Source organism: Streptomyces sp. TRM68367 (genome assembly GCF_014495685.1).
GTDB lineage: Bacteria > Actinomycetota > Actinomycetes > Streptomycetales > Streptomycetaceae > Streptomyces.
The window spans coordinates 80,826-103,827 of sequence record NZ_JACTVI010000017.1 but is presented as its reverse complement, the minus strand read 5'-3'; the positions used below and the strand labels follow the sequence as shown (position 1 = coordinate 103,827).

Here is a 23,002-nt window from a genome sequence, read left to right as displayed (position 1 = left end):
GTTCCGTTACCCAAGTACAGCCACCTTGTCCCGGTAGTTCCGTACCGGTGTCGCGTCCCTGTACGGCTCCAACCTGCGTTCGAAGTCCCTGACGTACTCCACCGCCCGTACCGACCGCATCTCCGCGGCCTGGCCGGCGGCCTCCGCGGCGAGTTGGCAGGCCTGGTCGAGTTCGCCGAGGCCGAGGCGGGCGGTGGCGAGGACGACGCGGCAGAACAGGCGGCTGCGGGCGTAGGAGGGCGCGCGCAGGTGCAGTGAGCGCTCCGCGTGCTGGGCGGCGGCGCGGAACTGCTGGAGGTCCCGGTGGCAGTGGCCGAACTCGTCGGCGAGCTGCGCCTCGTCGAAGGACCGCGCCCAGTGCGGGACGTCGTCCCCGGCCCGCACGGTCTCCAGCGCGCGCTCGGCCCGCACCAGCGCCGCCGTGCAGGCCCGCACCTCGCCGAGCACCCCGTGCCCCCGCGCCTCGGCGGCGTGCAGCAGCGCCTGCACGACCGGCGGGGCGTTCGTGCCGACCCCCTGCTGAGCGACCCGCGCCAGTTGCACGGCCTCCCGCCCGTGGCCGAGATAGACGGCCTGGCGACTCATCGTGACCAGCACATACGCGCCGTACGTCCGCTCCCCGGCGGCCTGCGCGAGCCGCAGCGCCTGCACGAAGTAGCGCTGGGCGAGCCCGTGCGCGGCGATGTCGTACGACGTCCAGCCCGCGAGCCGGGTCAGGTCGGCGGCGGCGGCGAACAGCCGGCGGCCGGTCTGCTCGCCGTAGGTGCCGCGCAGCATCGGCTCGCACTCGTGCTCCAGGTAGCGCACGAGGGCCTGACGGGCGTGCCCGCCGCCGTAGGCGTCGTCGAGGGTGCGGAACAGCTCGCCGACCGAGCGGAGCGCGGCGATGTCGCCGCCGGTGACCCTCTGGCCGGGGCCGCGCTCGGCCTGGCCGCGCGGGCGCGGGATGCCCGGGCGGCCCTGCGCCGGGATGCGGACGGCGGGTTCGCTGCCGCGAGCCACCTTCTCGTCGGGGCGGCCGATCAGCCAGTCCCGGCTGGGCACGACGAGCCCCGCCGGGGTGAACGCGATCTTGCGCAGCTCGGCGTGGCTGCCGGAGTCCTTGCGCCACAGCCCGCTGACGATGTCGACGGCCTCTTCGGGCGTCGCGGCGAACTCCAGCCCCGCGTAGACGGGCGCGCAGGCGTCCAGCCCCAGGTCCTGGGCGGTGAGGCGGCGGCCGAGGCGCCGGGTGAAGACCTCGGCGATGAGCGCCGGCGTGGTACCCCTGGGCTGCTGCCCGCGCAGCCAGCGGGTGACGGATGTCTTGTCGTATCTGAGGTCGAGCCCGTGTTCGAGACCGAGCTGGTCCACGCGACGGGCGAGACCCGCGTTGGAGAACCCCGCTTCTGCGATGAGCGCGGCGAGCTGGCGGTTGGGGGTGCGCTGCGCGGGTCGTTCCGTCATCTGCGGTGCGGTCTCCTGCCTTCCGTGGCGTTGCGATCTGACCGGATTGCCGGTGAGCAGCCCTTATGGCCTCGCGGACGGCGCGAATGTAGCGGAGAGTAAGCACGTGATCGCACACTTCGACAGGCATTCATCCGATCGTGTGAGGAAAGCCCGCAGAGCTGACGTGTGACGGGCGGACGTACAGTGACTTGGGCGCGCTTCATGCCTGACACACCCGTCCGAGGAGGCTTGCCGTGAGTGAGTTGCGGTTCATCCGCATGGGGTTCGGCGCCGAGGCCGTCGAGTACCAGGAGGCCTGGGCCGAGCAGCGCCGGGTGCACGCGGCGCGGTTCGCCGACGAGACCCCCGACACCGTCCTGCTCCTGGAGCATCCCGCGGTCTACACGGCGGGCCGGCGCACGGCCGACAGCGAGCGCCCCCTCGACGGCACGCCCGTCATCGACGTCGACCGCGGCGGCAAGATCACCTGGCACGGCCCCGGCCAGCTGGTGGGCTACCCGATCCAGAAGCTGCCCCGCCCGGTGGACGTGGTGGCGCACGTACGGCGCCTTGAGGAGGCCCTGATCCGCACCTGCGCGGAGTTCGGCCTGGAGACCACGCGGGTCGAGGGGCGCAGTGGCGTATGGGTGCTGGGCGATCCGGTGGAGCGGCGCTCGGCGCTCGGCGGGCTGAGCCTGGACTTCGACCCCCGCCTCCAGGACGAGGAGTTCGACCCGCGCCTGAACGGCCCGGAGTACGCCCCGTCGAACGCGGGCCAGCGCCGCGAGGACCGCAAGATCGCACAGATCGGCATCCGCGTTGCCAAGGGCGTCACGATGCACGGCTTCTCGTTCAACGTGAGCCCGGACATGAAGTGGTTCGACCGGATCATCCCGTGCGGCATCCGGGACGCAGGCGTCGCCTCCCTCGCGAGCGAGCTCGGCCGGAACGTGACGATCGACGAGGTGCTGCCGATCGTGGAGCGGCACCTGAGGGACGTACTGGAGAACGCGGAGCTGAAGCCACGGGAGATCGAGAAGGCGGCCGTCTGACCGGGGAATGGCACCCCAACCCCTGAGGTTGGCCTGACAGAAGGGCCCATCAAACACGGGCGTACCCTGGTGTACGCCGAAGAATCGAAGCTAGGGAGCCGACGTGTCCGCAGTCGCACCCGACGGACGCAAGTTGCTGCGCCTGGAGGTCCGCAACAGCCAGACCCCCATCGAGCGCAAGCCCGAGTGGATCAAGACCCGGGCGAAGATGGGTCCCGAGTACACGAAGATGCAGAACCTCGTCAAGAGCGAGGGCCTGCACACGGTCTGCCAGGAAGCCGGCTGCCCGAACATCTACGAGTGCTGGGAGGACCGCGAGGCCACCTTCCTCATCGGCGGCGACCAGTGCACCCGGCGCTGCGACTTCTGCCAGATCGACACCGGCAAGCCCGAGGCCCTGGACCGCGACGAGCCGCGCCGAGTGGGCGAGTCCGTGGTCACCATGGACCTGAACTACGCCACGATCACCGGTGTCGCCCGCGACGACCTGGCGGACGGCGGCGCCTGGCTGTACGCCGAGACGGTCCGCCAGATCCACGCGCAGACCGCGGACCGCGAGGGCGGCCGTACGAAGGTCGAGCTGCTGGCCCCCGACTTCAACGCGGTCCCGGAGCAGCTGGCGGAGGTCTTCTCCGCGCGCCCCGAGGTCTTCGCGCACAACGTCGAGACGGTGCCGCGGATCTTCAAGCGGATCCGCCCCGGCTTCCGCTACGACCGCTCGCTGAAGGTCCTCACGGCCGCCCGCGACTACGGCCTGGTGACCAAGTCGAACCTGATCCTCGGCATGGGCGAGACCCGCGAGGAGGTCAGCGAGGCGCTGCGGCAGCTGCACGACGCCGGGTGCGAGCTGGTCACCATCACGCAGTACCTGCGCCCGTCCGTGCGGCACCACCCGGTGGAGCGCTGGGTCAAGCCGCAGGAGTTCGTGGAGCTGAAGGAGGAGGCCGAGCAGATCGGTTTCTCCGGCGTGATGTCCGGCCCGCTGGTCCGCTCCTCGTACCGCGCCGGCCGCCTCTACCGGATGGCGGTCGAACAGCGTCAGTCAGCTGCTCCGCGGCGGGGTGCCGCCGACGCCTTCGTCGCCGCGCAGGCCGTGTGACCTGCCTGACAATCCATCATCCCCCTTGCGGCACCCGGGGCGAGACAGCCGTGTGAATTCCCGCACAAGCAGCTACCCGCCGGTAGTGTCCGATGCGACGCGGTCCTGGGCGTCCTCGCAGATGAGGGCGCCGACCAGGGCCGCGTCGGCGTTTCGGCCCGCCGTATCAGAGGCTTCATGGGTGTTTGACCAGTCGGTCACGCCCTGGTAACACCATTCAGTGACCCTGGACTCACGCCACGTAGCCCCGTACCCGAAGCCGCCCCGAGGGGGGACCTCCACCATGCAGGCCGCGCCCGTCCGCGCCACCGCCATCCCGTCGTTCACCACCGCACTGCGCGCCGTCGAGTCGCTGCTGCTGAGCAGCGGTCAGCGCACCGCCCGGCGCAACGCCTGGACCTCCGTCCTGGAGGACCGCCGTCGCGCCAAGGACCGGGTCGAGACGCAGCGCGTCCTCGACCAGGTCACCGCCGCCCGCCTCTGACCGCTCCCCGCACGCGCCCTCGGACACTGCCGTCCTAGGCGCTTGTGGGGCCACGTAGACTTCCTGGCATGGCGAGGAAGGAATCCGCAGCGGACGCTGCGAACACCGGGCGACTGAAGCAGATCGCCCTGACCTACAAGATGACCCGCAGGGCCGACAAGAAGATCGGCCTTGTACTCGCGGCTGTCGGAATCGTCACCTTCGGTGTCTTCCTCGCGATCGGTTTCTTGATCGGTCACCCCATCTATCTCGGCATCCTGGGTGCTTTCCTCGGTGTCATCGCGGCGGCGATCGTGTTCGGGCGCCGGGCCGAGCGGGCGGCCTTCGGGCAGATGGAGGGCCAGGCGGGTGCCGCCGCGGCCGTCCTGGACAACGTCGGCCGGGGATGGACGACGACCCCCGCGGTGGCGATGAACCGCAACCAGGACGTGGTGCACCGCGCGGTCGGCAAGGCCGGCATCGTGCTGGTCGGCGAGGGCAACCCGAACCGGGTGAAGTCCCTGATCGCCGCGGAGAAGAAGAAGATGAACCGGATCGTGGCGGATGTGCCGGTGCACGATCTGATCGTCGGCACGGGTGAGGGGCGGGTCGAGCTGAAGAAGCTGCGTACGACCATGCTCAAGCTGCCGCGTGTGCTGACCGGTCCGCAGGTGACGGCCACGAATGACCGGCTGCGGGCGCTCGGTGACCTGATGAGCAACATGCCGTTGCCCAAGGGGCCGATGCCGAAGGGGATGCGGCTTCCCAAGGGGGGCAAGCTGCGCTGATGCCTGCGGCTGCTTGAGCTGATGCCTGCGGCTGCTTGAGTGGCTGGGCCCCGGGAACCCTGCGGTTCTGCCGGGGCCGCGGCTTCAGATCCGTACTTCGACCGTGCGGGCCAGCCTGTCGTGCAGGCCTCTGCCGTCGCGGTCCCAGATGAGGGCCGGGATGGCCAGGCAGAGGAGGACGGTGCGCAGGAGGGCGCGGAGGGGGTTGACCGTGCCGGTGTCCAGGGCGAGTACGCGGAGGCCGAAGAGGCGTTTGCCGGGGGTGAAGCCGATGGTGCCGACGGTGAGGACGCTCATCACGAAGAAGATGAGCAGCGCCCAGTTGCTGTTCGCCTGGCTGTAGCTGTGCGTGATGAGACCGTATGCGATCAAGACGCACACGGCCCAGTCCACGGCCAGCGCGCCCAGCCGCCGGCCCGGGCGGGCAATCGAACCCGGCCCCTCCTTCGGCAGACCGAGCTGCTGTCCCGGGTATCCGAAGTCGACACCGGCGTCCTCCGCGGCCGCACGGGGGCCGGAGAGCCACGATCCGACTGCTTGCCTCTTGTCCACCCGCCCACCGTACTGCGACCGTTTCGGGATGCGGACAGGTGGGGTCGAGCGCACGATGTCCGGTTAACGTGTGCGAAACAAATGGGTCACGCCCGAGAAACCACCCGTCCCTAGGGTCGAGGTCAGCGTGTGCCACCGCACTGGCCGCACGAACGAACTACCACCCCGGCGGGACGGTCGGGAGTAGGAGGAGCTGGATGTTCCAGAACGCCGACGAGGCCAAGAAGTTCATCGCGGACGAGGACGTCAAGTTCATCGATGTCCGCTTCTGCGACCTGCCCGGCATCATGCAGCACTTCACGGTGCCGGCAGAGGCGTTCGACCCGGACGACCAGCTCGCCTTCGACGGCTCGTCGATCCGCGGCTTCCAGGCCATTCACGAGTCCGACATGGCCCTGCGCGCCGACCTGTCCACCGCCCGGGTCGACCCGTTCCGCAAGGACAAGACGCTCAACATCAACTTCTTCATCCACGACCCGATCACGGGCGAGCAGTACTCCCGTGACCCGCGCAACGTGGCCAAGAAGGCCGAGGCCTACCTCGCCTCCACGGGTATCGCGGACACCGCGTACTTCGGTCCCGAGGCCGAGTTCTACGTCTTCGACAGCGTCCGCTTCGCGACCAGTGCGAACGAGTCCTTCTACCACATCGACTCCGAGGCGGGCGCCTGGAACACCGGCGCCCTGGAGGACAACCGCGGCTACAAGGTCCGCTACAAGGGCGGCTACTTCCCGGTCCCGCCGGTCGACCACTTCGCCGACCTGCGCGCCGAGATCACCCTGGAGCTGAACAGGGCCGGCCTGCAGGTCGAGCGCCAGCACCACGAGGTGGGCACCGCCGGCCAGGCCGAGATCAACTACAAGTTCAACACGCTGCTCGCCGCCGCCGACGACCTCCAGCTCTTCAAGTACATCGTGAAGAACGTCGCCTGGCGCAACGGCAAGACCGCGACCTTCATGCCGAAGCCGATCTTCGGCGACAACGGCTCGGGCATGCACGTCCACCAGTCGCTGTGGCAGGGCGGCTCGCCGCTCTTCTACGACGAGCAGGGCTACGCCGGCCTGTCGGACACCGCCCGCTACTACATCGGCGGCATCCTCAAGCACGCCCCGTCGCTGCTGGCCTTCACCAACCCGACGGTGAACTCGTACCACCGCCTGGTGCCGGGCTTCGAGGCGCCGGTCAACCTGGTGTACTCGCAGCGTAACCGCTCCGCCGCGATGCGTATCCCGATCACCGGCTCGAACCCGAAGGCCAAGCGCGTCGAGTTCCGCGCACCCGACTCGTCCGGCAACCCGTACCTGGCCTTCTCGGCGCTGATGCTGGCCGGCCTGGACGGCATCAAGAACAAGATCGAGCCGGCCGAGCCGATCGACAAGGACCTGTACGAGCTGGCTCCCGAGGAGCACGCGGGCGTCCCGCAGGTCCCGACCTCGCTCCCGGCCGTCCTCGACTCCCTCGAGGCCGACCACGAGTTCCTGCTCCAGGGCGACGTGTTCACCGCCGACCTGATCGAGACCTGGATCGACTTCAAGCGTACGAACGAGATCGCGCCGCTCCAGCTGCGCCCGCACCCGCACGAGTTCGAGCTGTACTTCGACGTGTGATCGACACCGCCGCGACGGTGCTCCGGGGCCGCCACCCAGCTGGGGTGGCGGCCCCGCCGTCGTATGTCCGGAACCCGCTTCACAAGCCGGGCACAATCGGGGGATCCTGGTACTGACACTTGTGTTCGAGAGAAGGAACGGGGATGGCCGAGCGGGACGAGCGGGACGACATCGAGCACCGGGAGTTCGACCTCCGGTGGGCGGACGACGCCGAGCACAAGGAGCCCTCGGCGCGGGCCCGCATGCTCGCCGCGCGGTGGAAGGACGACCCGCCGGGACCTGTGCCGTTCCGGCCCGAGCCGGAGCACCGCAGGTCGCCCCGCGGCCGCTCGCCGTGGCTGTCGACGGCGGTGGTGCTGGGATGCGTGGCGGCGGTGATCCTGCTGCTCGGGTACATCAACTTCCGGCCGTACTGAGCCCTGCCGAGCCCGCGCGGAGCTTTTGCCGGTCCTGGGGACGGTGGCGACCCGTTCATGGGTGGGGACGGGTGCACACTGGCAGTGGGACGAGTGCCTGAGTGCGGGGTGATGCAGATGCAGAGCCGTTTCCGGAGCGACCGGGGCCTGACCGTGCGGATGTCGGTCACGCTCTTTCTGCTCGGGCTGATGTACGTGGCGTTCGTCGCCGCGTTGGTCGTGTTGCTGAAGTCCTGGATCCTGGTCGTGGTCGTCGCGGCGGCGATCCTCGGGGCGCAGTACTGGTTCTCCGACCGGATCGCGCTGTTCGCGATGCGCGGGCGGGTCGTGGAGCGGGAGGAGTATCCCGAGCTGCACGCGGTGATCGACCGGCTGTGCGCGATCGCGGACATGCCGAAGCCGGTGGTCGCCGTGTCGGACATGGATATGCCGAACGCGTTCGCGACCGGGCGAAATCCCGACAACGCCGTGGTCTGCGTGACCACCGGGCTGCTGCGGCGCCTGGAGCCCGCGGAGCTGGAGGGTGTGCTCGCGCACGAGATGTCGCACGTGGCGCACAAGGACGTCGCCGTGATCACGATCGCGTCCTTCCTGGGCGTGATCGCGGGGCTGATCGTGCGGTTCGCCTTCTACTCGCAGCTGTTCGGCGGGGGCCGGCGGGACCAGAACACGGCGGTCGTCTTCCTGGCCGTGATGGCGGTGTCCGCGGCCGTGTACGCGCTCAGCTTCCTGCTGATCCGGGCCCTGTCCCGGTACCGGGAGCTGGCGGCGGACCGGGCGGCGGCGCTGCTCACCGGCCGGCCCTCGGCGCTGGCCTCCGCGCTCACCAAGGTCTCCGGCGACATCGCCCGCATCCCGACGAAGGACCTGCGCACGGCCCAGGCCTTCAACGCCTTCTACTTCACCCCGGCGCTGGGCCGTGAGCCGGGCGTGGCGAAGCTGTTCTCCACCCACCCCAGCCTGGAGCAGCGGCTCGACCAGCTGGGCCGGATCTCCGCGGAGCTGGGCGAGGCGACGGCTCCCGGAAAGGGCTGAGCATGGGGTTGCTGGACATCATCCTCGGCCGCACGAGGCCGGTGGCGCCCGATCTCGACCGGCTGTTCGCGCTGCCGTCGGCGGCGGTGAGTCTGGAGGCCGCGGCCTCCTTCACCCCGACCGGGCAGGGCGCGGTGTGCTTCGCCACGGTCGAGGGCGCCGCCTTCGAGCAGACGCACCGGGAGGTGCAGGCCCTGCTGGACGCGGACGCCGACCGCGACGGGCCGCCGGTGGGGCTGCGCCGGGACGAGTACGGCTACTCCTGGCTGGTCTCCGAGCGCGGCCCCGGCGAGCTGCCGCAGCTGGTCAACGATCTGCACGCGGTGAACAGCGCGATGGAGGTCAACGGCTTCGGCCCGCAGCTGCTGTGCTCCCTGGCGGGTTTCCGCGACGACCGTGACCGCCGCCTGGCCCTGGTCTATCTCTACAAGCGCGGCACGTTCTACCCGTTCGCGCCGCTGCCCGGGCCGGGACAGCGGCGCGACGGCGCACTCGAACTCCAGGTGAAGGCCGCCCTCGGCGACGATCTGCGGATCGAGGAGGATCTGGGACGCTGGTTTCCGGTGTGGGGCGCTCCCGGTCTGTGACGGCCGGGAGCCACCCGAGTGATCCGTGCGCCGGCTTATCGGCCGCGCTCCTGGCGGTGGGCCTCGTGGGGGCGCTCGCGGCGGTAGCGGCGCTCCCACTTGGCCTGCTGGTCACGGCGGGCCCGGTACGCCCGGTAGGTGGCGGGCGCGGGCCCCGCGGAGGAGCCGCCGCCCGTCGGGGTCGCCGAGGACGAGCCCTGCCCGTACCGGAGGTACAGGTAGAGCAGTGCGACGGCGGCGAGCCACCAGGCGTGGTTGCCGAAGCCCAGGACCACCAGAACCACGGTGCCGGCCAAGATGAATGTGCTCATGACTGGTCACCTCCGTGTGGTCTCGTGCCGGTGGGTGGGGTGGGTGTGCTGGGTGATGCGTCCAGCGTAGGGAGGCGGTCACGGTCCGTGCATCCGTATTTCCGGGGAGCGTCCGGGCGGGGCGTGAGTGAATGGGCGCATGAGTGAGCTGGTCTCTTTCACGCACGTCCACGACGGTGAACGACTCAGCGGGGTGTACGGCGGCGGTGGTCCGGCCGGGCTCGGGGCCACCGCGGTCGTGCTGCACGGGGCGGGCAACGGCTGCGCGGAGCGGCTGCGGCCCCTGCTCGCGGAGTTCGCCGCCCGCGGCTGCCGCGCCCTCGCCTTCGACTTCTCCGGGCACGGCGAAAGCACCGGCGCGCTGCGCGAGTTGAGCCTGCGCCGCCGCCTCGGGCAGGCCCTCTCCGTCATCGACGCGTACTCCCCCGCCGACGGGCCGCTGGTGCTGGTCGGTTTCAGCATGAGCGGCCAGACGGTGGCCGATCTCGTCCGGCACTACGGCGGCCGGGTGGCGGCACTCGGCCTGGGCGCGCCCGCCGTGTACGCGGCTCAGGCGTGGGACGTGCCGTTCGGGCAGGGCGACGGCCGGTTCAGCGCGATCATCCGCACCCCCGGCGGCTGGCGTACGGCGCCCGCGCTGGACGTGCTCCGGGCGTACGAGGGCCGGGCGGTGCTGGCGGTGCCGGGCACGGACGCGGTCATCCCGCCCGCCGTGACGGAGGCCGTGCAGGATGCGCTGGCCACGCGCGCGCAGTACACGCGCTTCGAACTGCCGGACGCCGGGCACCACCTGGGACTGTGGTTCCGCGACCACCCGCAGGACCTGGCGGAGTTCGTGACCGCCGTCCTGACCGGCCTCGGCGAGCGGGGCTGGACGGCAACCCACGCCTGGGTGGGCAAGCAGCTCCCGGAGGGCCGTACGGTCGTCGGCTCCCGTTTCCTGAGCCGGGGCTGGAGTGCCCAGATGCGGTGCCTGACCCTCGACGACGGCACCGAACTGGTGCGGCGGACGTTCGTGAAGCCCTTCTTCCGGCACCACGCCCCCGGACTGCTGGCCCGGGAGGCCTCGGTGCTCACGCTGCTCGCCGGGCAGGAGGGCGTGCCGGCTCCCCGGCTGATCGCGGTGGACGCGACCGCCGAGCACTGTGACCACCCGTCCCTGCTGATGTCCCGCCTGCCGGGCCGGGTGCGGGTCGACGAGACGGACCTGGAGCGCCGGGTGGATCTGCTGGCGGCGCAGCTGGCGCGGGTCCACACGGTCGTGCCCGAGGAGCGTCCACGCCGCTACCAGGCGTGGACGTCGCCCGACCGGGTGCGTACGGCGGGCGGTGAGCGGTGGGAACGGGCGGTGGCGGTCATCCGCCGTGATCCGCCGCCGTACGAGGGCTGCTTCCTGCACCGGGACTTCCACCCCGGGAACGTGCTGTTCACCGGGGCGGGCCCGGACCTGCGGATCACCGGCGTCGTCGACTGGGTGGAGACCTCGTGGGGCCCCGCCGACCTGGACGTCGCCCTCCCCCACTGCCTTAAGGGCGTGGGAGGTACCCCCAGCTCAACGGCCCTCGCGCTGCTGCACGGCCCGGAGTACGGCCTCGGTTTCCGCACGCGCTACGAGGCGCACGGCGGCCGCCGACTGAGCGACGGACCGGACCACCTCTACTGGCGGCTGCTCGACGCCCTGGCCTACGTCCCCGACGCGGCGAAGCTGGCGGGCCCGTGGCGTGAGCTGGGCCGGACGGATCTCACGCCGGAGGTGCTGGGCGGGCGGCTGGAGGCATACGTGGGCGGGCTGCTGGAGCGGTACGGCTGAGCGGCTCACGGACCCGATTGTCAGTGGCGTACGCCATGATGCAGTCAGATGGGGAGGCACCCCGTCCGGCGTTTGCGGACGAGGCCGTCAGGCCGACAGCGGGGTCTGGGGGCGCAGCCCCCAGGACGGCAACCCCAGCGCCGGGTGCCCCAAAAGCACAGGGCACCCGGCGCCGGTCTCACCGGCAGTAGCGCATCAGCGCTCGTACCATGTGGCACGTCGTGTCGGACGGCGGGTGTACGCCGATCATCTCCGCCGTGCTCCGGATCGTCTCGTTGCGGGCCTGGTTCGGCACGTAGACACCGGAGTCGAGCAGGGCGATCGCGAGCCGCATCGCCTTCAGACGCCGGTTGTGCGTGATGTACCACTCGCGCGGACGGCCCGGCGGCAGCGGGCGCTTCTCCACGGGCGCGTACGGCAGGTCGAGCAGGACGGGGCGCTTCGCGGTGGACTGGGTCGGCAGCGGCTTGGCGGTCGGCTTCGGCTTGAGTGCGGCAGCGGGCACAGGCATCCTCCTGTCGCGGTCAGAGCGCCCCCGGCACATCCCGGCGACTCTCTCGAACACTGCTACCAGTCTACTGCCCGCCACTGACAATCCCCGAACCCTGCGTGACCGTCAAAATCGCAGGTGGAGAAGGAAATTGTCGCCTCGTCACAGCACTCCCCCGCAACCCGTGCGCGACACCCGGAAATTCGAACAGAGCAGGCGGGGAGCAAGCGCCGCGTACCGTGTGCGGCATGGAGATCTGGATCAACCCGGCCTGTTCCAAGTGCCGCAGCGCGGTCGGGCTGCTCGACGCCGAGGGCGCCGACTACACCGTCCGCCGCTACCTGGAGGACGTCCCGAGCGAGGACGAGATCCGCGCCGTACTCGACCGGCTCGGCCTCGAACCCTGGGACATCACCCGCACCCAGGAGGCCGTCGCCAAGGAACTCGGCCTCAAGGAGTGGCCGCGGGACGAGTCCTCGCGCGACCGCTGGATCACGGCGCTCGCCGAGCACCCGAAGCTGATCCAGCGCCCGATCATCACGGCGGACGACGGCACGGCGCTGGTGGCGCGCACCGACGAGGCGGTACGCGAGGCTCTGTCCCGTTAGGCACCGCTTTGCCGGGCGGCGGGAGTTCACGCGGTTCCCGGTGTTACTCTCCGCCGCCATGACCTTCGGTGATCAAGGAATGCCCTATACGCCGCCCGACCCGTACGCCCTGTGGGCCGCGGAGCAGGAGCGCATACGCAGGCGGCGCCGGACCCGGAACGCGGTGGCGGTCACGACGGGCGTCGTGCTCCTCGCCGCCGTCGCCGCAGGCGCCCTGATGTACGCAGGCAGTGACGACCCCGCGGCGGCCCCGCCCGCGGCCACCGCCTCCGCCAAGAGGGCCGTCCCCTCCGTCGAGGCCACGCTCCCGCCCGACGCCCCCACCGCCCTGCCCTCGCTGCTCGCGCGCCCCGTCATCCGCCCGGAACAGGCGTTCCCGGAGAAGCACGTGCGCCTGAAGGACGGCTCCCGGTACGCCCGCGTCGACCTGGCCAGCACCACCGACTGCGCCCGCGGCATGTCACCGGAGCTGGCCGAGCTGATCGAACGGGGCGAGGAGTGCGCCCGGTTGACGGCGGCCCTGTTCACGGACACCGAGCGGCGCTCGCAGGTGACGGTCACCGTGCTGAGCTTCCGGCGCGTCGAGGACGCCTCGCGGGTGTTCGCGATGGCCTCGATGGACCCGGTGACGTACCAGGTCGTCTCGCTCGACCCGCCGCCGGAGGCCGGGATGCCGACGGTGCCGCCGGGGTCGGCCGGGGTGTTCCGGCGCCTGATGACCGTGCGGTCCGTGGTGTTCTCCAACGGACAGTGGAGCGACGGCGCCGAGGCCGAGGAGGCCTTGATCACGAAGCAGACCGAGGACCTTCTCCGGTACGTCAACGACAAGGTGGTGGCGTACGAGCAGGGCGGCACCGGCAGATGAGCCCTGAAACTCCCTCAACACCCCTGTGACGCACAGGATGAGGCTCAGGAGCCGAGGAAATCCCTGAGGCTGCGGCCCAGTTCGGAAGTCGCGGCGTGCGGCAGCGCGTGGTGGGAGACGTCCGGCAGGACGTGCGTCTCCACGCGCGGCAGCAGCGCCTCGGCCCGGGCCGCGACTCGGTAGGTGTCATGGGTCCTGCTGTTCCCGGCCAGGAGCAGCAGGACCGGTACGTTCAGGCCGCGCAGCGCCTCCGGCGCCGGGCGCGGTCCGGTCACCGGCCGGCCGGCGGGGAATCCGGCGGCCGTCTCCTGGAGGCGGAGGCAGTCGGGGTCGAGGTTCGCTCCCCCGGTCTCCCACTCCAGGAAGGCGCGGACCCGGCGGGGCGCGGGCCGCAGCAGCATCGGCAGGGCGTGCCGGAGATACGCCGCCTTGAACCCGGCGAAGCACTGGGTCGGGTCCAGGAGGAACAGGCGGCGGGTCCGGGCGGGCGCGCGCAGGGCGTGGTGGAGTGCGATCCAGGCGCCGTAGGAGTGGCCGCCGAGGTCGGCCTCGCCGACGCCGAGGCCGTCGAGGACCGCGTCGAGCCAGGACGTCAGGTCGGCGACCGTACGGGGGTGACGGTCGGCGGCCGGTGTGCTGCGGCCCGGCGCGCCGATCAGGTCGACGGCGAGCACCCGGCGGGTCCGTGCCAGGTCGGCGACCTGGGCGTACCAGGACGCGGAGGTCGCTCCCCCGCCGCCCGGCAGCAGCACCAGCGCAGGCCCGTCCAGCAGGCCGCAGGCGTTGACGTACGTCGTGCCGAACGGCGTGGGGACGGTCAGCGCCTCCCGTGCCGCCGGCCACTTGGCCATGACCTTGTCGTACGCCGCCCGGAAGGCGTCGGGGTCGTACACACCGCTCATCTCCGCTCCCCTATTATCTCGCTCATCGAGATACTCGCTGAGCGAGATGGTACGGGAGGCCGTCGTGCATGACCAGGGATCCGGGCCCGGCGAGGGCCCCGAGAGGGAGATCGTGCATCTGCTGCGCGCGGCGGCCGTGGAGCTGAGCCTGCACAGCGCCCGGTTCGCGGCCCGTAACGGCATGCATCCCACGGACGTCCGCGCCCTGATCGCGCTGATGGACGCCGCGCGGGCGGGCGAGGAGATGACGGCCGGACGCCTGGGCGCGGCGCTGGGGCTGAACTCGGCGGGGACCACGGCCCTGGTCGACCGCCTGGAGCGGCTGGGGCACGTGCGGCGGACGCGCGGCACGCGGGACCGGCGCAAAGTCGTCGTCGAGGTGAGCGAGCGGGCGGTCGGACTCGGCCAGGACTTCTTCGGGCCGCTGATCGAGCGGTCCGTGGAGCTGCTGCGCGGATACGACGCGCAGGAGCAGGCCGCGATCAGGGGCTTCCTCACCGGGGTGCGGGACGCGGCGGCCGAGCGGGAGTGACGCCGCGCCCCGCGCTCACCCACCTCTCCGCCGTGAGCTGCGACACAGCATCACCAGGTAACACGGGGTTCACATACGAGCAATGGACGAGAAATCGCCTGTTGACAGGCTGCCGGGCATCGACCCGCGGCGCCCCAGTGCCGCAGCGCGGCAGCACCCGCAATACGCGCCCAGACACACCCCCGAAGGATGTGGCCCGTGACCTTCAAGGCTGAGTACATCTGGATCGACGGCACCGAGCCGACGGCCAAGCTGCGATCGAAGACGAAGATCATCGCGGGCTCCCCCGCCGGTCTCGACGCGCTGCCGATCTGGGGCTTCGACGGGTCCTCCACCAACCAGGCCGAGGGCCACGCCTCGGACTGTGTGCTGAAGCCGGTCTTCACGTGCCCGGACCCGATCCGCGGCGGCGAGGACGTGCTGGTCCTGTGCGAGGTCCTGAACATCGACTTCACCCCGCACGCCAGCAACACCCGCGCCGCGCTGACCGAGGTCGCCGAGAAGTTCGCCGCGCAGGAGCCGATCTTCGGCATCGAGCAGGAGTACACCTTCTTCAAGGACGGCTACCCGCTGGGCTTCCCCAAGGGCGGCTTCCCGGCCCCGCAGGGCGGCTACTACTGCGGCGTCGGCTCCGACGAGATCTTCGGCCGTGACGTGGTCGAGGCCCACCTGGACAACTGCCTGAAGGCGGGCCTGGGCCTGTCCGGCATCAACGCCGAGGTCATGCCCGGCCAGTGGGAGTTCCAGGTCGGCCCGCTGTCCCCGCTGGAGGTCTCCGACCAGCTGTGGGTGGCCCGCTGGCTGCTCTACCGCACCGCCGAGGACTTCGGCATCGCCGCCACCCTCGACCCGAAACCGGTCAAGGGCGACTGGAACGGCGCCGGCGCGCACACCAACTTCTCCACGAAGGCGATGCGCGAAGGACCCGAGGGCTATGCCGCGATCACCACTGCGTGCGAGTCGCTCGGCGAGGGCTCCAAGCCGCTCGACCACGTCAAGAACTACGGTTCCGGCATCGACGACCGCCTGACCGGTCTGCACGAGACCGCCCCGTGGGACAAGTTCTCCTACGGCGTCTCCAACCGCGGCGCCTCGGTCCGTATCCCGTGGCAGGTCGAGAAGGACGGCAAGGGCTACATCGAGGACCGCCGTCCGAACGCCAACGTCGACCCGTACGTGGTGACCCGCCTGCTCGTCGACACCTGCTGCTCCGCGCTGGAGAAGGCCGGCCAGGTCTGATCCGTCCCACTCGTGGGAAGGGGCGTCCACCCTCGTGGTGGGCGCCCCTTCGCATGCTCGTGACCACGGCTCCCTCATCCGGGTCGACACCGTGCAGCGCACCGCCGAGGTGGGCGGGACTCGACCTGACCTACCTGGAGTTCGAGCTGCTCGCCCATCTCGTCGCGCACCCGGACCGGGTGCACACCCGCGACCAGTTGGTCGGGACGGGGTGGGGCTACGGCCATGTGGGCGACGGCCGCACCGTCGACGTCCACATCGCCCGGCTGCTCCGCAAGCTGGGCGCCGAGTACCGGGACGCGATCCAGACCGTGCGCCGGGTCGGGTACACGTACGTGGGGTGTAGGTCTTCGCCACCGGAACGGGGGGTCTCGCCACCGCCCCCGGGTGCAAGGACCCCTAACCTCGCAGCCGCCGGGGCGGAGGCCCTCGCAGCCGGGATGTACGGCTGACCGCCGACCGGCGGTGCAGGACCCCGCCGTCGCCCGAGGCGTATAGCCGCCGGGGTGTACCTGACACCACCCCCTGATCCGGGGCTTCGCCCCCGTGACCCGCGGCCCCGCCTTCGCGAGACTTGCGCCATGGACATGGTGTCGAAGAGTGACAACGGCCGTGTGAAGGGCGCCGGACTCGCGGCGCTGCGGGGGCTGGCGCTGGCGCTGGTGTCGCTGCCGGGGGCGGTGGTGTTGTTCGTGCTGTCCGTCGTGTCGATCGCGCTCATCCCGATCGGCGTCGGCATCGTCACCACGCCGTACGTACTGACCGGCGTGCGGAACTTCGCCAACTGGCGGCGGGTGCTCGCGGCCGAGTGGGCCGGGGTGCGGACCCCGCCGGCGTACCGGCCGCTGCCGAAGGACGCCACCCCGTGGGGGCGCACGTTCGGGATGCTGGGCGACGCGGCGACCTGGCGGGATCTGCGGTGGCTGCCGCTCGACATGACGCTCGGGTTCGTCACCGCGCTGCTGCCGGCCGCGCTGTTCCTGTACCCCCTGGAGGGGTTCGCGATCGCGGCCGGGCTGTGGCGGGTGCTCGCGGACAGCGGCACGTACTGGTACGGCTTCGTGCCGGTCAGCGACCCAGGGACCGCGTTCGGCGCCGGCGTCCTGGCCCTCGCACTGCTCCTGCTCGCGCACTTCGTCACCCCGCGCCTGCTGGAGGTCCACTTCCGGCTCACCAAGGCGGTCCTCGGCTCCAGCCAGGGCGAGCTGACCGAGCGGGTCCGCGTGCTGACCGAGACGCGCTGGGACGCCGTCGACGTCTCCGCCGCCGAACTGCGCCGCATCGAGCGGGACCTGCACGACGGGGCGCAGGCCCGGCTGGTCGCGGTGGGCATGGATCTCGGCACCATCGAGGCGCTGCTCGACAAGGACCCGGCCAAGGCCAGGGAGCTGGTGGCGCAGGCCCGAAAGTCCTCCGTCGAGGCCCTGACCGAGCTGCGCGCGCTGGTGCGCGGCATCCACCCGCCGGTGCTGGCCGAACGCGGGCTCGGGGACGCCGTGAAGGCGCTGGCGCTGCGGCTGCCGGTGGCCACGGAGGTGGACGTGGAACTGCCCGGGCGGGCGGAGGAACCCGTGGAGTCGGCGGCCTACTTCGCGGTCAGCGAGGTGTTCACCAACGCGGTCAAGCACGCGGACGCCGACCGGGTCTGGGTCGACGTCCACCACACCGACGGCATGCTGCGGGTGGCCGTCACGGACAACGGCAAGGGCGGCGCGGTGATCGGGGCCGGCTCGGGACTGGCCGGGGTGGAGCGGCGACTGGGTACATTCGACGGCGTTCTGGCCGTCAGCAGCCCAGCAGGCGGCCCCACCATGGTCACCATGGAGATTCCTTGCGCGTTGTCCTAGCCGAAGACCTGTTCCTGCTGCGCGACGGACTCGTCCGGCTCCTCGAGGCCCACGACGTCCAGATCGCCGCGGCCGTCGAGTCCGGGCCCGAGCTGGACCGGGCGCTGGCCGAACTGGAGCCGGACGTCGCCGTCGTGGACGTCCGGCTGCCGCCCACGCACACCGACGAGGGGCTGCAGTGCGCGCTCCGGGCCCGCCGGGACCGGCCGGGCCTTCCGGTGCTGGTGCTCTCGCAGCACGTGGAGCAGCTGTACGCGCGCGAGTTGCTCGCCGACGGCAGCGGCGGGATCGGCTATCTGCTCAAGGACCGGGTGTTCGACGCGGAGCAGTTCGTGGACGCCGTACGGCGGGTCGCGGCGGGCGGTACGGCGATGGATCCGCAGGTCATCCAGCAGCTGCTGACCCGGCGGGCAGCCGACGGCCAGCCGCCGGCGCGCCTGACGCCCCGGGAGCTGGAGGTGCTGGAGCTGATGGCGCAGGGGCGGTCCAACGCGGCGATCGCCGGGAAACTGGTCGTCACGGAACGGGCGATCGCCAAACACACCGCGAACATCTTCGCCAAACTGGGACTTGAGGTCTCGGACGACGACAACCGGCGCGTGCTGGCGGTTCTCGCCTATCTCGACCAGGGCCGGTGAAGACACCCCCGCTGCTTCACCCCCGGTGGGCGGTCGGCAACTCGCGCTATTTCAGAGGCTGTTGAAACCACAGGACACTCACGAATCTCTCAACAATTTCCGGGACGGCTGAACACCTCTGGGACGGGCTCCGTATGGAAGGGCGCCGCTTCACTCCTGTCGGGCGCCTCGATGCCCCGCAAGGGATGCCCCGCAAGGAAGTCAGAGGAGTTCCATGGGACGCAACACAAGAAAACGCCGTACGCCGCTGGCCACCAAGGCCATAGCCGCATCGGCGGCCCTAGCGCTCGGTGGGGGCGGGCTGATCTGGGCGAACTTCTATGCCTCCGCGCACGAGGAGAACTCGGCGCAGGGCCAGACCAAGGCCGCAGGCGCGCAGATGGCCACCATCCAGTGCCCGGACGTCGGTCAGCAGCTGAACTACGTGCCGGAGGGCGCGCGCGCCGGAGTCGACAAGGAGCTGGCAAACCTCGACCAGCAGATCACCGAGGCCTACTCGCGGCTCGCCTCCACGCGTCAGGCGCAGGAGGGTGACCCGGGCTTCGTCCAGAACGCGATCCTCGGCCCGCTGAAGTCCAAGCGGACCGCCGCGCTCGACCGGATCGAGATCAACATCCGGCGTGCGGGCGGGCAAGCTCCCGACCTGCAGCAGCTCGCCGAGTGCCAGGGCATGGCAGCCGACCAGGCGGAGGCCAACGACGGCAACGGCGGCGACGGCGGCGACGGCGGCAACGGCGGCGACGGCCAGAACAACGACGGTCAGGACCAGGGCCAGGACAACGGTCAGGACCAGGGGGGTGAACAGGATCAGGACAACGGTCTGGACCCGGTGCCCGAGGGCAACGGCGGCCAGGCCGGCAACGGCCCGGCGAACGAGGACTTCGTCGACATCACCCAGGTCCAGCCCAACATCGACAAGTCGAACGGGAACGGGTTCGCGGCGAACGGCGACAGCGGCTCGACGGGCTCCTTCAGCACGTCCTGCGGTGTCAACGAGAACAACGTGTTCAACACCGACAACCTGATCGTCGCCCCGGGTGTCGACAACGGCGCGCACCACACGCACGACTACGTCGGCAACCAGGCCACCGACGCCTTCGCCAGCGACGAGGACCTGGCCAACGGGGACACCACCTGCCAGAACCAGGGTGACAAGTCCACCTACTACTGGCCCGTGCTGCGTCTCCAGGACGGCACCGACGAGTTCGACGCCAACGACGCCGGCGGTGGCGCCGAGGGCAACGTCGGCAAGATCCTGCAGGCCGAGGAGGCCGACATCAAGTATGTCGGCAGCAAGCAGGGCGACGTCGTCGCGATGCCGAAGTTCCTGCGCATCATCACCGGTGACGCCAAGGCCTTCACCAACGGCGACGCGAACGCCAACGTGGCCCTGAGCTGCACCGGCTTCGAGGACAAGGTGCAGCTGACGGACAAGTACCCGGTCTGCCCCCAGGGCAGCAACCTGGTGCGGACGTCCAACTTCCAGAGCTGCTGGGACGGCCAGAACATCGACAGCGCCAACCACCGTGACCACGTCGCCTTCGTCCAGGAGGACGGCAGCTGCCCGGACGGCTTCCAAGCGATCCCGCAGCTGCAGGTCCGGCTGGTCTACGACGTGTCGGCCACGACCATCGAGAACGGGCAGGTGCAGAACCCGTACGCGGTGGACGGCTTCCCGGAGCAGCTGCACAAGCCGATCACCGACCACAACGACTTCATCAACGTCATGGACGAGAACGTGATGAACCAGGCGGTCGAGTGCATCAACAGCGGCCAGGACTGCCAGTGACGCACTAGGCGGTGACGCCACGAGAGAGGCGGCCGGTGGATTTCCCACCGGCCGCCTTTCGCATGCCCGGGCGAAAAGCCCGGCGCGGTCAGCCGTTGTGACCGGCGTGCGTGGCCGAGTGCCCCGCACCGCCGCTCGACTTGTGCCCCTCACTGCCGTCCGACGAGTGGCCGGAGTGGTCCTTGCCGATCTCCAGCGTCCCGCCGAGCGTGCCGCGCAGGTCTCCCACGACGTCCTGGTGGCCGACGGCGACCCACTTGCGGCCGACGAGGTAGTAGCCGCCGTAGTCCTTGGCGGTGTTGATCCACTCGCGCTGGCCGCGATCGGTGGAGAAGGTGGCGAGGATGTACTTCTCCTTGCCGTACTTGCAGATGGCCTGGCGGATCGTGTCGGCGTCGGTCTGCATGTCCGGCCTGCACTTCGCCTCGGCCGCCAGGTGCTCCAGGCTGCCGGTCGCCGTCTCGGGCACGGCCGCCTCGCCCTTCCCGCCGGATCCGCAGCCCGCCAGCGCCAGTACCGCCGCCGCGCCGGCCAGCGGGAGCATCGCCCGTGTCACTCTCATGTGTTCCTCCGGTCCCTTCCGGCGACATGCCGCACGGAGCCCCGGCAAGGGGCCCTCGCCTTCGATACGGCTGCGGGGCGTGCAGCACTCAATACGGCGGTGCGACGGGGGACTGGCGTGCGAAGGTATCCCGGTGAACCAGGACTGGGAAGATCGGGTGGCCGCCGCCTGGGCGACCTTCGACTGACGCCCGAGCTGGACGCGCCCCCGGACGAGCTGGACGACGCCGTACGCGCCACGCTCGCGCTGTGTCTGTCCAGCCTCGGCCGGGACCGCGAAGGACTGTCGCTCGTACTGGGCGCGCTCGCGCCGCACCTGCCCCGCTACCAGCGGTCGATGGCGAACTGCGCACGGCTGCTGGTCGAGCCGGAGCGACAGGCCGGGGCCTAAGGCGTCCTTGCACCATGCCCGCCCGGGTGGCGGTGACCAACGCACGGTTCGCTCGTTCTGCTGAACGTGCAGTCACAGGATGTCGCCCCGCACCCCGCGCCCTCCGCCACCGACCCGGTCGTCGATGTCGACCAGGCCGAGGCCGCCCTCGTCGAGCACTATCCGCGGCTCGTCCGGCTCGCCTACCTGGTGCTGCCGCCGACCCTCGGCCGGGGCCGCCGGGTGCTGACCGCGCACGCCCTCACCCAGCGCGCACTGCCCCGGGGCCGCACCGCGACGCCCGTGATCCCGGCCCAGTCGACCGGCCGCGACGGCGACCCGGGCTACGCCTTCGTCCGCCTCAGGGTCCTGCGTACGGCACTGGCAGCGGGCCTGCCGCCGTGGCGCCGGGGTTGGCCCAGGCGGGCCCAGCTGCCGCCGGTGCTGCCCCAGGTGTGGGGGCTGCGCCTGTTCCCGCGCTCGGGCGGCGCCCATGAGCTCGCCCTGGACCAGCAACTGTCGGCGCTGTCCGGCCCGGCCCGCGCCGCGTATGTGCTGCGGGGCTTGGAGAAGCTCCCGGACGGTGACGTACGCCAGGTCCTGACGGCCGCAGGCGTCTCCGACGTGGACGCGGCGCTGCGCGCGGCCGACGAGGTGCCCGCGCAGTACCGGCTCCTGGACTCCCCCGAGTTCGACGCCTGCTCTCTCCAGGCCCGGCCCACCGACCTGATGCGGCGCAGGCAGCACACCAAGGCCGCGCTGGCCGCCGGGGCGGCGCTCGTCGTGTGCGGGGCGCTGCTCGGCCTGCCCGGCGAGGGCTGGGGCCCGGACGGCGCCGCCGCGCCGGTGTACGCGCAGAACCCGGCCACCGAGGCAGCCCTCGATCCGGGCCGGCTGGTCAAGGTCTCCCCCACCGCATGGCGGACCTCGGCGCGCACCGACTTCTCCGTGTGGCCGGCCCGTGGTGACCTCACCGGCGACACGGCCCTGCTGCGCCGCGCCCTCGCTGTCTGGGCCCGCCCCGGCAAGACGGTCCAGGTCTCGGCGACCCCCGGAACCGCGTCCGGCGGCCCCTCCGGACCGCCCCAGTTGCTGTACGCCGGGACCGTCGGCAACGCCCGCCTGGTGATCTTCTACGACGGTCTGCGCATCGCCCGCTACGCCGAGCCGAAGGCCGGCACGCAGGGCGCCGCCCTCGACTTCGCGCGGGTCGACGGCGCGGGCCGGGCCGAGGCGAGCGCGATGGTGCTGGACCGGGCCGACGGCAACGTCCGCTATCTGACGGCGCCCTGGGTGACGAAAGTGGCCGCGCGGGACCTGATGAAGCCGGGCTCCGGGGCGATGGACCTGGGGCTGACCGACGGGGTCACCGCACCGCTGGCCAGCCCCGCCCTGCGCGGCGGCACGTGCACGTCGTGGAACGTGCTCCAGCTGACCGACGGCAGGGGCACGTGGCTGCTGACCGACCTCGGCGAGCTGGTCCCGGCCCGCCTCACCGCGGGCCGGCCCGGCTCCGCGAAGGACGCCTCCGGCGCGGAGGCGCAACGCACCTGGGCGCCGTATGCCTGCTCGCTGGGCGCGATGCGGTCCGCGGGGGTGCGGTCGGTGAACGCGTGGGCGTACGCCGAGCAGCCGCTGCCGGACGCGAGCGGGTCTGCGGCGTGGGTGTGCACGCGGGCGGAGACCTGGCGGGGCGGCGGAGAACGGGTGCTGGCCCAGTTCCACACGCCGGGCGGCCGGTACGGGGCGGTGGCGGCGAAGGCCGAGCACGTCACGGCGTGCGGTGCGCGGGATCCGCAGGTACTGGCCGGGGTGCTGTGGAAGTCGGCGGCGGGGTCCTGGTACCTGCTGGCGGCCGGCAGCCGCGACACGGAGTCGATCCGGACGACGGGTGGGGTCGAGGCGAGCGTTCAGGGCCATTTGCTGGCGGAGCGGGCGAAGCAGGGGGCTCAGGCCGTGCTGAAGGGGACCCTGGAGGACGGAAGGTCGATCAGTGGGCTGCGGTAGACACCG

The 23,002-nt window shown here is 71.3% G+C and carries 23 protein-coding genes and 2 pseudogenes; 19 read left to right on the top strand and 6 right to left on the bottom strand.

Features of this window, described 5'->3' with window-relative positions; genetic code table 11:
- Positions 1 to 6: 6 nt before the first annotated feature.
- Positions 7 to 1,446, bottom strand: a complete 1,440-nt coding sequence (locus tag H8R17_RS14605; protein WP_187823607.1) for a regulator — start codon at positions 1,444 to 1,446, stop codon at positions 7 to 9.
- A 236-nt stretch (positions 1,447 to 1,682) separates the two neighbouring features.
- Here H8R17_RS14605 and lipB point away from each other — a divergent pair, with 236 nt between their 5' ends.
- The 4 genes from lipB (at position 1,683) to H8R17_RS14585 (ending at position 4,830) form a co-directional block, all read left to right on the top strand.
- Positions 1,683 to 2,480 (top strand): lipoyl(octanoyl) transferase LipB, encoded by a 798-nt coding sequence (gene lipB, locus H8R17_RS14600; protein WP_187823606.1) that lies wholly within the window; start codon positions 1,683 to 1,685, stop codon positions 2,478 to 2,480.
- Between the two features lie 103 nt (positions 2,481 to 2,583).
- Positions 2,584 to 3,579 (top strand): lipoyl synthase, encoded by a 996-nt coding sequence (gene lipA / locus H8R17_RS14595; RefSeq protein ID WP_187823605.1) that lies wholly within the window; start codon positions 2,584 to 2,586, stop codon positions 3,577 to 3,579.
- A 283-nt stretch (positions 3,580 to 3,862) separates the two neighbouring features.
- Positions 3,863 to 4,063, top strand: a complete 201-nt coding sequence (locus H8R17_RS14590) for a hypothetical protein (protein ID WP_187823604.1) — start codon at positions 3,863 to 3,865, stop codon at positions 4,061 to 4,063.
- Between the two features lie 68 nt (positions 4,064 to 4,131).
- Positions 4,132 to 4,830 carry a DUF4191 domain-containing protein gene (locus tag H8R17_RS14585; RefSeq protein WP_187823603.1) on the top strand — a complete coding sequence of 233 codons (699 nt, stop codon included), beginning with the start codon at positions 4,132 to 4,134 and terminating at the stop codon, positions 4,828 to 4,830.
- Positions 4,831 to 4,914: 84 nt separating this feature from the next.
- Here H8R17_RS14585 and H8R17_RS14580 read toward each other — a convergent pair whose 3' ends face one another.
- Positions 4,915 to 5,382 (bottom strand): RDD family protein, encoded by a 468-nt coding sequence (locus tag H8R17_RS14580; RefSeq protein ID WP_187823602.1) that lies wholly within the window; start codon positions 5,380 to 5,382, stop codon positions 4,915 to 4,917.
- 197 nt (positions 5,383 to 5,579) lie between these two features.
- On the opposite strand from H8R17_RS14580, the gene glnA reads away from it, so the two are divergent.
- The 4 genes from glnA (at position 5,580) to H8R17_RS14560 (ending at position 9,027) form a co-directional block, all read left to right on the top strand.
- A complete protein-coding gene (gene glnA / locus H8R17_RS14575) occupies positions 5,580 to 6,989 on the top strand; it encodes a type I glutamate--ammonia ligase (RefSeq protein WP_187823601.1) in 1,410 nt (469 codons plus the stop codon).
- Between the two features lie 143 nt (positions 6,990 to 7,132).
- Complete coding sequence (locus H8R17_RS14570) at positions 7,133 to 7,405, top strand: hypothetical protein (RefSeq protein WP_187823600.1); 273 nt, start codon at positions 7,133 to 7,135, stop codon at positions 7,403 to 7,405.
- A 117-nt stretch (positions 7,406 to 7,522) separates the two neighbouring features.
- A complete protein-coding gene (gene htpX, locus H8R17_RS14565) occupies positions 7,523 to 8,440 on the top strand; it encodes a zinc metalloprotease HtpX (protein WP_187823599.1) in 918 nt (305 codons plus the stop codon).
- Between the two features lie 2 nt (positions 8,441 to 8,442).
- Positions 8,443 to 9,027 carry a PspA-associated protein PspAB gene (locus H8R17_RS14560; RefSeq protein ID WP_187823598.1) on the top strand — a complete coding sequence of 195 codons (585 nt, stop codon included), beginning with the start codon at positions 8,443 to 8,445 and terminating at the stop codon, positions 9,025 to 9,027.
- Between the two features lie 35 nt (positions 9,028 to 9,062).
- On the opposite strand, the gene H8R17_RS14555 is transcribed toward H8R17_RS14560, so the two are convergent.
- Entirely contained in the window at positions 9,063 to 9,338 is a 276-nt protein-coding gene (locus H8R17_RS14555; RefSeq protein ID WP_187823597.1) for a hypothetical protein, read from the bottom strand.
- Between the two features lie 139 nt (positions 9,339 to 9,477).
- Here H8R17_RS14555 and H8R17_RS14550 point away from each other — a divergent pair, with 139 nt between their 5' ends.
- Positions 9,478 to 11,148, top strand: a complete 1,671-nt coding sequence (locus H8R17_RS14550; protein ID WP_187823596.1) for an alpha/beta fold hydrolase — start codon at positions 9,478 to 9,480, stop codon at positions 11,146 to 11,148.
- Positions 11,149 to 11,326: 178 nt separating this feature from the next.
- On the opposite strand, the gene H8R17_RS14545 is transcribed toward H8R17_RS14550, so the two are convergent.
- On the bottom strand, positions 11,327 to 11,653 hold the full coding sequence (locus H8R17_RS14545) for a hypothetical protein (protein WP_187823595.1): 327 nt from the start codon (positions 11,651 to 11,653) through the stop codon (positions 11,327 to 11,329).
- 233 nt (positions 11,654 to 11,886) lie between these two features.
- Between H8R17_RS14545 and H8R17_RS14540 the strand changes: the two genes are divergently transcribed.
- Together H8R17_RS14540 and H8R17_RS14535 are read left to right on the top strand one after the other, a co-directional pair.
- Positions 11,887 to 12,246, top strand: coding sequence for an arsenate reductase family protein (locus H8R17_RS14540; RefSeq protein WP_187823594.1), 360 nt, complete (start codon positions 11,887 to 11,889; stop codon positions 12,244 to 12,246).
- Between the two features lie 58 nt (positions 12,247 to 12,304).
- Positions 12,305 to 13,111, top strand: coding sequence for a hypothetical protein (locus tag H8R17_RS14535; protein ID WP_262505247.1), 807 nt, complete (start codon positions 12,305 to 12,307; stop codon positions 13,109 to 13,111).
- A gap of 44 nt (positions 13,112 to 13,155) precedes the next feature.
- On the opposite strand, the gene H8R17_RS14530 is transcribed toward H8R17_RS14535, so the two are convergent.
- On the bottom strand, positions 13,156 to 14,013 hold the full coding sequence (locus H8R17_RS14530) for an alpha/beta fold hydrolase (RefSeq protein ID WP_187823593.1): 858 nt from the start codon (positions 14,011 to 14,013) through the stop codon (positions 13,156 to 13,158).
- Between the two features lie 46 nt (positions 14,014 to 14,059).
- On the opposite strand from H8R17_RS14530, the gene H8R17_RS14525 reads away from it, so the two are divergent.
- From H8R17_RS14525 to H8R17_RS14500, 6 genes and pseudogenes are all read left to right on the top strand, one after another.
- Positions 14,060 to 14,545 carry a helix-turn-helix domain-containing protein gene (locus H8R17_RS14525; RefSeq protein ID WP_187823592.1) on the top strand — a complete coding sequence of 162 codons (486 nt, stop codon included), beginning with the start codon at positions 14,060 to 14,062 and terminating at the stop codon, positions 14,543 to 14,545.
- 198 nt (positions 14,546 to 14,743) lie between these two features.
- Positions 14,744 to 15,784: a glutamine synthetase gene (gene glnII / locus H8R17_RS14520; RefSeq protein ID WP_187823591.1), complete on the top strand. Its 1,041-nt coding sequence runs from the start codon at positions 14,744 to 14,746 to the stop codon at positions 15,782 to 15,784.
- A gap of 76 nt (positions 15,785 to 15,860) precedes the next feature.
- Positions 15,861 to 16,119 (top strand): annotated as a pseudogene (locus tag H8R17_RS14515) (winged helix-turn-helix domain-containing protein); the annotation flags it as partial.
- Between the two features lie 246 nt (positions 16,120 to 16,365).
- Complete coding sequence (locus tag H8R17_RS14510; protein ID WP_187823590.1) at positions 16,366 to 17,631, top strand: sensor domain-containing protein; 1,266 nt, start codon at positions 16,366 to 16,368, stop codon at positions 17,629 to 17,631.
- Positions 17,616 to 18,269 (top strand): response regulator transcription factor, encoded by a 654-nt coding sequence (locus tag H8R17_RS14505; protein WP_187823589.1) that lies wholly within the window; start codon positions 17,616 to 17,618, stop codon positions 18,267 to 18,269. Before H8R17_RS14510 ends, H8R17_RS14505 begins: the two co-directional genes overlap by 16 nt.
- Positions 18,270 to 18,483: 214 nt before the next feature.
- Positions 18,484 to 20,058 carry a DUF1996 domain-containing protein gene (locus H8R17_RS14500; RefSeq protein ID WP_187823588.1) on the top strand — a complete coding sequence of 525 codons (1,575 nt, stop codon included), beginning with the start codon at positions 18,484 to 18,486 and terminating at the stop codon, positions 20,056 to 20,058.
- 88 nt (positions 20,059 to 20,146) lie between these two features.
- On the opposite strand, the gene H8R17_RS14495 is transcribed toward H8R17_RS14500, so the two are convergent.
- Positions 20,147 to 20,620, bottom strand: a complete 474-nt coding sequence (locus tag H8R17_RS14495) for a hypothetical protein (RefSeq protein WP_187823587.1) — start codon at positions 20,618 to 20,620, stop codon at positions 20,147 to 20,149.
- A 180-nt stretch (positions 20,621 to 20,800) separates the two neighbouring features.
- Between H8R17_RS14495 and H8R17_RS14490 the strand changes: the two are divergent.
- Positions 20,801 to 21,010, top strand: a pseudogene (locus tag H8R17_RS14490) (tetratricopeptide repeat protein); the annotation flags it as partial.
- Between the two features lie 66 nt (positions 21,011 to 21,076).
- Positions 21,077 to 22,996, top strand: coding sequence for a hypothetical protein (locus tag H8R17_RS14485; protein WP_187823586.1), 1,920 nt, complete (start codon positions 21,077 to 21,079; stop codon positions 22,994 to 22,996).
- Positions 22,997 to 23,002: the final 6 nt, after the last annotated feature.

Bases quoted from the DNA above. Each gene is read 5' to 3' on its own strand.
- H8R17_RS14605 (WP_187823607.1), bottom strand. From the start codon at position 1,446: ATGACGGAACGACCCGCGCAGCGCACCCCCAACCGCCAGCTCGCCGCG.
- H8R17_RS14590 (WP_187823604.1), top strand. From the start codon at position 3,863: ATGCAGGCCGCGCCCGTCCGCGCCACCGCCATCCCGTCGTTCACCACC.
- H8R17_RS14585 (WP_187823603.1), top strand. From the start codon at position 4,132: ATGGCGAGGAAGGAATCCGCAGCGGACGCTGCGAACACCGGGCGACTG.
- glnA (WP_187823601.1), top strand. From the start codon at position 5,580: ATGTTCCAGAACGCCGACGAGGCCAAGAAGTTCATCGCGGACGAGGAC.
- H8R17_RS14570 (WP_187823600.1), top strand. From the start codon at position 7,133: ATGGCCGAGCGGGACGAGCGGGACGACATCGAGCACCGGGAGTTCGAC.
- htpX (WP_187823599.1), top strand. From the start codon at position 7,523: ATGCAGAGCCGTTTCCGGAGCGACCGGGGCCTGACCGTGCGGATGTCG.
- H8R17_RS14560 (WP_187823598.1), top strand. From the start codon at position 8,443: ATGGGGTTGCTGGACATCATCCTCGGCCGCACGAGGCCGGTGGCGCCC.
- H8R17_RS14555 (WP_187823597.1), bottom strand. From the start codon at position 9,338: ATGAGCACATTCATCTTGGCCGGCACCGTGGTTCTGGTGGTCCTGGGC.
- H8R17_RS14550 (WP_187823596.1), top strand. From the start codon at position 9,478: ATGAGTGAGCTGGTCTCTTTCACGCACGTCCACGACGGTGAACGACTC.
- H8R17_RS14540 (WP_187823594.1), top strand. From the start codon at position 11,887: ATGGAGATCTGGATCAACCCGGCCTGTTCCAAGTGCCGCAGCGCGGTC.
- H8R17_RS14535 (WP_262505247.1), top strand. From the start codon at position 12,305: ATGACCTTCGGTGATCAAGGAATGCCCTATACGCCGCCCGACCCGTAC.
- H8R17_RS14530 (WP_187823593.1), bottom strand. From the start codon at position 14,013: ATGAGCGGTGTGTACGACCCCGACGCCTTCCGGGCGGCGTACGACAAG.
- H8R17_RS14525 (WP_187823592.1), top strand. From the start codon at position 14,060: ATGGTACGGGAGGCCGTCGTGCATGACCAGGGATCCGGGCCCGGCGAG.
- H8R17_RS14510 (WP_187823590.1), top strand. From the start codon at position 16,366: ATGGACATGGTGTCGAAGAGTGACAACGGCCGTGTGAAGGGCGCCGGA.
- H8R17_RS14500 (WP_187823588.1), top strand. From the start codon at position 18,484: ATGGGACGCAACACAAGAAAACGCCGTACGCCGCTGGCCACCAAGGCC.
- H8R17_RS14495 (WP_187823587.1), bottom strand. From the start codon at position 20,620: ATGAGAGTGACACGGGCGATGCTCCCGCTGGCCGGCGCGGCGGCGGTA.